The 6,802-nt window shown below is 71.8% G+C and carries 7 protein-coding genes; 2 read left to right on the forward strand and 5 right to left on the reverse strand.

Annotated features, from left to right (window positions below; all coding sequences use genetic code 11):
* From DW299_RS12520 to DW299_RS12535, 4 genes are all read right to left on the reverse strand, one after another.
* On the reverse strand, positions 1-710 hold a 710-nt coding region (locus DW299_RS12520), incomplete at its 3' end, for a bifunctional transcriptional activator/DNA repair enzyme AdaA (RefSeq protein WP_136036783.1).
* Between the two features lie 125 nt (positions 711-835).
* Positions 836-2,443 carry a bifunctional phosphoribosylaminoimidazolecarboxamide formyltransferase/IMP cyclohydrolase gene (gene purH, locus DW299_RS12525; protein WP_136036784.1) on the reverse strand — a complete coding sequence of 536 codons (1,608 nt, stop codon included), beginning with the start codon at positions 2,441-2,443 and terminating at the stop codon, positions 836-838.
* A 43-nt stretch (positions 2,444-2,486) separates the two neighbouring features.
* On the reverse strand, positions 2,487-3,065 hold the full coding sequence (gene purN, locus DW299_RS12530) for a phosphoribosylglycinamide formyltransferase (RefSeq protein WP_136031021.1): 579 nt from the start codon (positions 3,063-3,065) through the stop codon (positions 2,487-2,489).
* Positions 3,066-3,126: 61 nt separating this feature from the next.
* Positions 3,127-4,506 carry a cell division protein PerM gene (locus DW299_RS12535; RefSeq protein WP_240745400.1) on the reverse strand — a complete coding sequence of 460 codons (1,380 nt, stop codon included), beginning with the start codon at positions 4,504-4,506 and terminating at the stop codon, positions 3,127-3,129.
* A gap of 90 nt (positions 4,507-4,596) precedes the next feature.
* Between DW299_RS12535 and DW299_RS12540 the strand changes: the two genes are divergently transcribed.
* Positions 4,597-6,072 (forward strand): NCS2 family permease, encoded by a 1,476-nt coding sequence (locus tag DW299_RS12540; RefSeq protein ID WP_136036785.1) that lies wholly within the window; start codon positions 4,597-4,599, stop codon positions 6,070-6,072.
* Between the two features lie 61 nt (positions 6,073-6,133).
* On the opposite strand, the gene DW299_RS12545 is transcribed toward DW299_RS12540, so the two are convergent.
* The gene (locus DW299_RS12545; protein WP_136031025.1) at positions 6,134-6,535 is read right to left on the reverse strand and encodes a VOC family protein; all 402 of its coding nucleotides are present in this window, start codon (positions 6,533-6,535) and stop codon (positions 6,134-6,136) included.
* Between the two features lie 75 nt (positions 6,536-6,610).
* Between DW299_RS12545 and DW299_RS12550 the strand changes: the two genes are divergently transcribed.
* Positions 6,611-6,802, forward strand: a 192-nt coding sequence (locus tag DW299_RS12550; RefSeq protein WP_136036786.1) for a TetR family transcriptional regulator, incomplete at its 3' end; no start/stop codon positions are given.

The following is a 6,802-nucleotide window of genomic DNA, read 5'->3' on the forward strand; positions in this document are numbered from 1 at the left end:
CGCGCGAACGCGTCGGACCGCGCCTCCTCGACCCCCGCGACCGCCCTGGCCGCCATCCACGCGAACACCCCGGCCGCGTCGAACGGGCCGCGGTACGGCAGGGCCAGGTCGATCGCCCCCGGCACGTCGGACGCCGGAGTGCGTCGCCGCGCCCGCAGCTCGCCCGGCGTGAGGCCGAACACCTCGCGGATCGTGTCGTTGCACTGGCGGATGCTCTGGAACCCCGCGGCGAACGCCACATCCGCCACCGGCATGTCCGTGCCCACGAGCAGCATGCGGGCCGTGTGCGCGCGGTGCGCCCTGGCGAGCGCGAGCGGGCCGGCGCCGAGCTCGGTCGTCAGCAGCCGCGTGAGGTGCCGGCTGGAGTAACCCAGGCGGGCGGCGAGGCCCGGCACGCCCTCACGCTCCACGACCCCGGTCGCGATCAGCCGCATGGCGCGCGCCGCCGTGTCTCCGCGCACGTCCCACGCGGGCGACCCCGGTGCGGCCTCGGGCAGGCAGCGCTTGCAGGCGCGGTAGCCGGCCTCGTGCGCGGCCGCACTCGTGGGATAGAACGTGACGTTCTGCGGCTTCGGGGTGCGGGCAGGGCAGCTCGGCCGGCAGTAGATCCCGGTCGAGCGGACCGCGGTCACGAACTGCCCGTCGAAGCGGGTGTCGCGCGCACTGATGGCGCGGTACCGCTCGTCGAAGTCGATCACGGGGAGGCTCATGTCCTCCACTCTGCCACCGACCACCGACCACGGCTGGCGGAAATCGGACACGACAGTGAAGGCCCCGGAGACGACGGAACCCGCCCTCCCGAGGAGAGCGGGTCCCGGACGCGGATGCGCGGAGGTCAGTGGAAGAAGTGACGCTCCCCGGTGAAGAACATCGTCACGCCGGCCTTGCGCGCGGCGTCGACGACCTCCTCGTCGCGCACCGACCCACCCGGCTGCACGATCGCGGTGACACCCGCGTCGATGAGCACCTGCGCACCGTCGGCGAACGGGAAGAAGGCATCGGAGGCGGCGACCGATCCGGCCGCCCTGTCGCCCGCTCGCTCGACCGCGAGGCGGCACGAGTCGACGCGGTTGACCTGACCCATGCCGACGCCGACCGTGGCGTTGTCCTTCGCCAGCACGATCGCGTTCGACTTCACGGCGCGGCAGGCCTTCCACGCGAAGATCAGGTTCTCCATCTCCTCGTCGCTCGGACGCTCACCCGACACCAGCTCCCAGTCCTTCGCGACCGACACGATGTCGTCGGGGAAGCGGTCGGCGTCCTGCAGCAGCAGCCCGCCCGACACCAGCCGCACGTCCATGCGCTCCTGCTGCCAGTCTTCGGGCAGCTGCAGCAGACGCAGGTTCTTCTTGGCCTTGAACACCTCGAGCGCGGCGGGCTCGAACGACGGCGCGACGATGACCTCGGTGAAGATGTCCTTCAGGTTCTCGGCCATCTTCAGCGTGACGGTGCCGTTCGCGGCGATGACCCCGCCGTACGCCGAGACCGGGTCGCACTCGTGTGCGCGCAGGTGGGCGCTGGCGATCGGGTCGAGCGCGTTCGGCGCGGTCGTGGCGATCCCGCACGGGTTCGCGTGCTTGATGATCGCGACGGCGGGCTTGATCATGTCGTACGCGGCGCGCAGCGCGGCATCCGCGTCGACGTAGTTGTTGTACGACATCTCCTTGCCCTGCAGCTGCGTGGCCTGGGCGATGCCGTGGCCGCCGGCGCGGGTGTAGATGGCCCCGCGCTGGTGCGAGTTCTCGCCGTAGCGGAGGGTCGCGAGGCGCTCGGCCTGGATCGTGAGGTGTGCGGGGAGATCGCCGGGCTCGGTGAGCGTGCCCTCGGCGAACCATTGCGCCACGGCCGTGTCGTAGGCGGCGGTGTGGGCGAAGGCGCGCGCGGCGAGCTCACGGCGCTGGCCGAGCGTGGTGCCGCCGTCGGCGACGGCCGACACGATCGCCGGGTAGGACTCGGGCGAGACCACGATCGCGACGTTCGCGTGGTTCTTCGCCGCAGCGCGGACCATGGCGGGCCCGCCGATGTCGATCTGCTCCACGACGTCGTCGCCCACGGCGCCGGAGGCCACGGTCTCCACGAACGGGTACAGGTTCACCACCACCAGCTCGAACGGGGCGATGTCGAGCTCCTCGAGCTGGCGCTCGTGGTCCTCGAGGCGCAGATCGGCGAGCAGGCCGCCGTGCACCTTGGGGTGCAGCGTCTTCACGCGGCCGTCGAGCATCTCGGCCACGCCCGTGACCGCGGCCACGTCGGTGACCTCGAAGCCGGCGTCGCGGATGGTCGAGGCGGTCGAGCCGGTCGACACGATCTCGACCCCGGCGTCGGCGAGGGCCGCGGCGAGCACGAGCAGATCGGTCTTGTCGCTGACCGAGACGAGGGCGCGCCGGATCGGCACGGTGTCGCGATCGCGGTAGAGCGTGGGGTCGTGGCGGGGGCCGGCCATGATGGGCTCCTTCGTGCGGGGGCGTGCGGGGGTTCGGGGGGGTTCAGGTCAGGACGAGATCGCCGGTCGCGATGCGACGGACGACGTCGATGAGCAGGCGGCGCTCGACGGGCTTGATGCGCTCGTGCAGGGTGTGCTCGGTGTCGTCGGCGCGGATCGGGACGCGCTCCTGCGCCAGGATCGGCCCGGTGTCCACGCCGTCGTCGACCACGATCACGCTCGCCCCGGTCTCGCGCACCCCGGCCGCGAGGGCGTCGCGCACTCCGTGTGCGCCGGGGAACTCCGGGAGGTACGCGGGGTGCGTGTTGATGATCCGCGGGGCGTACGCGGCGACCAGCGACGCGGGCAGCAGACGCATGAGGCCGCTGAGGACCACCAGGTCGGGGTTCCACACCGCCAGCTGCCTGCCGAGCTCCTCGCCCCAGGCCTCGCGGCTCTCGTGCTCGTGCCACGGGACGGTGAAGCTGGGGATGCCGAACTCCTCGGCGTGCGCCAGCCCCTCTGCTTCGCGATCCGCGCCGACGACGACCACCCTGGCCGGGAAATCGGGGTGACGAGCGGCCTCGAGGAGGGCGCGAAGGTTCGAGCCGGCGCCCGAGATGAGAACGGCGACCGTGAGCACGCGCCCAGTCTACCGGCGCATGCGGACCGCCCTGCGCGGGCGGCTGCGCGGGCGGCGAGGATCAGCCGCGCCGGTCGCGGTCGTCGCCGTCGGGCAGCGGCGGGACGCGCAGGTCGCCGAGTGGCGCGGTGTCGTCGGGCAGGGACGGCCACGCGGTCGGCTCGGCGGGAAGCGGACCGCCGTCGCGCTCGGCCTCGGTCATCTCGGCGAGCCAGCGGTCGGTGCGCTCCTCCGCGAGTTCCTCACGGTTGCGCGGTGCGAGCAGCAGGATCGCCGCGCCCACCAGCACCTCGGCGCCGAGCGCGAGGGCGAAGGGAAGCACGGCGGGACCGACGACGCCCAGGCGCCCCGGCCCCATCGACCCGTTCGCGAGCTCGGCCGCGAGCCCCGCGACTCCCGCCGTCACCGCGGCGATGCCCACCGCGATGACGGCGCGCTGCAGCAGCCCGAGCGGTGTGCCCTCCCAGACGAGCCGGGAGCGCACGGCCCAGCCCGCGAACGCGCCGGCCGCGACGGGGACGAGCACCACGATCAGCATCCACATGGAGGTGTTCTCCGGCAGCAGCCCGAACACGGGGATGCCGGGGACCACGCCGAGCTGGGTGCCGGCGGGCGACACCGCGGTGCCGGCGCCGACCGCGAAGCCGGGACCGGCGAGCCACGCCGCCGCCCACACGATCAGGGTGGGCAGATACGCCAGCTGCGCGAGCGTGAGCACGGTGGCGCCGAGCGCGTCGACGCGCGCACCCTGGAACAGCGCGACCACGTCACCACCGCGGGTCAGCACCGACAGGGCCACGGCGAGCGCCGCCGCTCCGGTCACGCCGACCAGGGCGAAGGCCGCACCCCGGACGATCGCCGCGGGCACGGGAGCCCAGTCCTCCCGCGCGTCGAGGCGGTCGTGCAGGCGGTCGAGGAGGCCGCCGTCGCCGTCGTCCCAGGCCACCCGGACGGCGCCGCAGACGGCGCCCACCAGATAGACGGCGGCGGGCAGCAGGATCGCGAGCGGCAGCGGCGTGCGCACCGCATCGAGCCGTGCCGTCAGCGCGACCAGTGTGGAGATCGCGGCGAACACGGCGGAGCCGGACAGGGCACCCAGCAGCCACGCCCCCGCGTGGGCGGCGCGCGCTCCGGAGCGCGCGGCGAACAGGAGCGTGAAGAACAGCAGCAGCAGGGGCGTGATCGACACCGCGAACGATGCGGCCTGCGCGGGGATGCCCAGCGTGACGAGGAGCTCGTCCGGGATCGTGACCTCGAGCGGGACGCCGTGCCCGAACTCCCAGAGCGTGCCCGTGAGGGGCCAGAGCGCACCCCAGTCGGCCGTGACGCCGAACGCGACCGTCCACAACAGCGTCAGCGGCGCCAGGAGCACGGCCAGTCCGACCGCGGCCGCGATGGCGGCGTCGAAGGCGGCGAGGAGCGCGACGAGGAGGCGTTGCATAGCGATTCGAGACTACGACGAGTTGCCGTGCGGCTCCTCGGGGCGCGCGCGGGGCGGGCGACACGGTAGCGTTTCTCCGGAGGTTACCCGATGACAACTGCCCCGCCCGCCCCGGCGACCGCCGAGCCCACCGGCGCCCTGGACCGCTTCTTCGAGATCAGCAAGCGCGGATCGACGATCGGCACCGAGATCCGAGGGGGCCTGGTGACGTTCGTCACGATGGCCTACATCGTGATCCTCAACCCGATCATCCTGTCCGGCAAACCCGACGTCGCCGGGAACATGCTGGACTTCAACGCGGTCGGTGCCGCGACCGCCCTGACCGCCGGCGTCATGACGATCCTGTTCGGGCTCGTCACGCGTCTGCCGTTCGGCTTCGCCGCCGGACTCGGCATCAACGCGTTCGTCGCGTTCTCCGTGGTCGGCCAGGTGACCTGGCCCGAGGCCATGGCGCTGGTGATGATCAACGGCGTCGTGATCGTGCTGCTCGCCGCCACCGGACTGCGCAAGGCGATCTTCGACGCGGTGCCGTTCCAGCTCAAGATCGCGATCACGGTCGGCATCGGCCTGTTCATCGCGTTCATCGGCTTCGTCAACTCCGGCTTCGTCACCGCGACCGGTGCCTCCTCGCCGCCCGTCGGGCTCGGGGTCAACGGCTCCGTCGCGACCGTGCCGAGCCTGCTGTTCGTGATCACGCTGCTGCTGACGGGCATCCTCGTCGCGCTGCGCATCAAGGGCGGCATGCTGATCGGCCTGATCGGCGGCACCGTGCTCGCCGTGATCGTCGAGGGCGTCTGGCACATCGGCGCCCGCGGCTTCGACGACGAGGGCAACGTGGTCAACCCGGGCGGCTGGGGTCTGACGGTTCCCGCGCTGAACGGCTCCCCCGTGGGCGTGCCCGACCTGAGCCTGATCGGCGCGGTGGACTTCTCGTTCGACCTCGGCAAGGTCAGCCTCGTCGCGCTCGTGATGATCGTCTTCACCCTGCTCTTCACGAACTTCTTCGACGCGATGGGCACCATGACGGGTCTCGCGAAGGAGGCGAACCTGGCCGACGACAACGGCGACTTCCCGCGCATCAAGTCGGCGCTGGTGGTCGAGGGCGTCGGTGCGATCGCGGGTGGCGCGACCTCGTCGTCGTCGAGCACGGTGTTCATCGAGTCGGGCGCGGGGATCGGCGAGGGTGCCCGCACGGGCCTGGCCAACGTCGTGACCGGCGTGGTGTTCCTGATCGCGATGTTCCTGACCCCGCTCACCTCGATCGTCCCGACCGAGATCGCCGCGGCGGCCCTGATCATCGTCGGTGCCATGATGATGGCGCAGATCCGGCACATCGACTTCGGCGACTTCCGCGTGCTGCTGCCGGTGTTCCTCACGGTCTCCGTAATGCCGCTGACGTACTCGATCGCAAACGGCATCGGCGCGGGCTTCGTGAGCTGGGTGCTCATCCACGCGTTCTCCGGCCGGGCGAAGACCATCAGCCCGCTGCTGTGGGTGGTCGGTGCCGGCTTCCTGATCTTCTTCGCACGCGGACCCATCGAGGCGCTGTTCGGCGTCGGGATCTGACGAGCGGATCCACGGAGGGGCGGGTGCTGCGGCACCCGCCCCTCCGTGGTTTCCCTGGGCCTCAGGCGTAGGCAGCGGCGAACTCGGCGGACGGCTCGATCGGCTCGATCACGTCGATCAGCACCCCGCCGGGGGCCTCGACGATGAAGTGCCGCTGACCGAAGTCCTCATCGCGCAGGGCCAGCCGTTCGGTCAGTCCGCGCTCCCCCACCAGCCGGGCGTGCTCGGCGGCGGCGTCCGGCACCTCGACGTTCAGCAGCAGTCCGGTGACCGGTGCGCGGAAGCCCTCCGGGATGGTCTCGTGCGTGCGGTCGAGGATCGCGAGCTCTCCCCCGTCGAAGCGCAGGCTCACGTACCAGTCGGCCTCGAACGTCGTGTCGAATCCGAGCTCCTCGCGATAGAACCGCGCGGCCGCGGACACGTCGTCCACCATGAGCACCGGGTAGAAGCTGGTGATCTCCATCGTCACTCCTTTACATACTGCGTGTTTGTATTCGTCCGGCTAGAATACATACAACACGTACGTAAAGGAACCCGCATGCCCCGCGCCTCCGCCGCCGACGCCGCCGCCACGGCCCGCCGCATCCTCGACACCGCCACCGCGCACTTCGCCGCACACGGATACGCGGCGGCTTCGGTCGACGACATCGCCCGGGCCGCGGGCGTGACGCGCGGCGCCGTATACCACCACTACGACTCGAAGCCCGGACTGTTCGCGGCCGTCGCCGCC

The organism is Microbacterium sp. K35, from assembly GCF_004794375.1.
Lineage (GTDB): Bacteria > Actinomycetota > Actinomycetes > Actinomycetales > Microbacteriaceae > Microbacterium > Microbacterium sufflavum.

Bases quoted from the DNA above. Each gene is read 5' to 3' on its own strand.
- DW299_RS12545 (WP_136031025.1), bottom strand. From the start codon at position 6,535: ATGGAGATCACCAGCTTCTACCCGGTGCTCATGGTGGACGACGTGTCC.
- DW299_RS12540 (WP_136036785.1), top strand. From the start codon at position 4,597: ATGACAACTGCCCCGCCCGCCCCGGCGACCGCCGAGCCCACCGGCGCC.
- purH (WP_136036784.1), bottom strand. From the start codon at position 2,443: ATGGCCGGCCCCCGCCACGACCCCACGCTCTACCGCGATCGCGACACC.
- DW299_RS12535 (WP_240745400.1), bottom strand. From the start codon at position 4,506: ATGCAACGCCTCCTCGTCGCGCTCCTCGCCGCCTTCGACGCCGCCATC.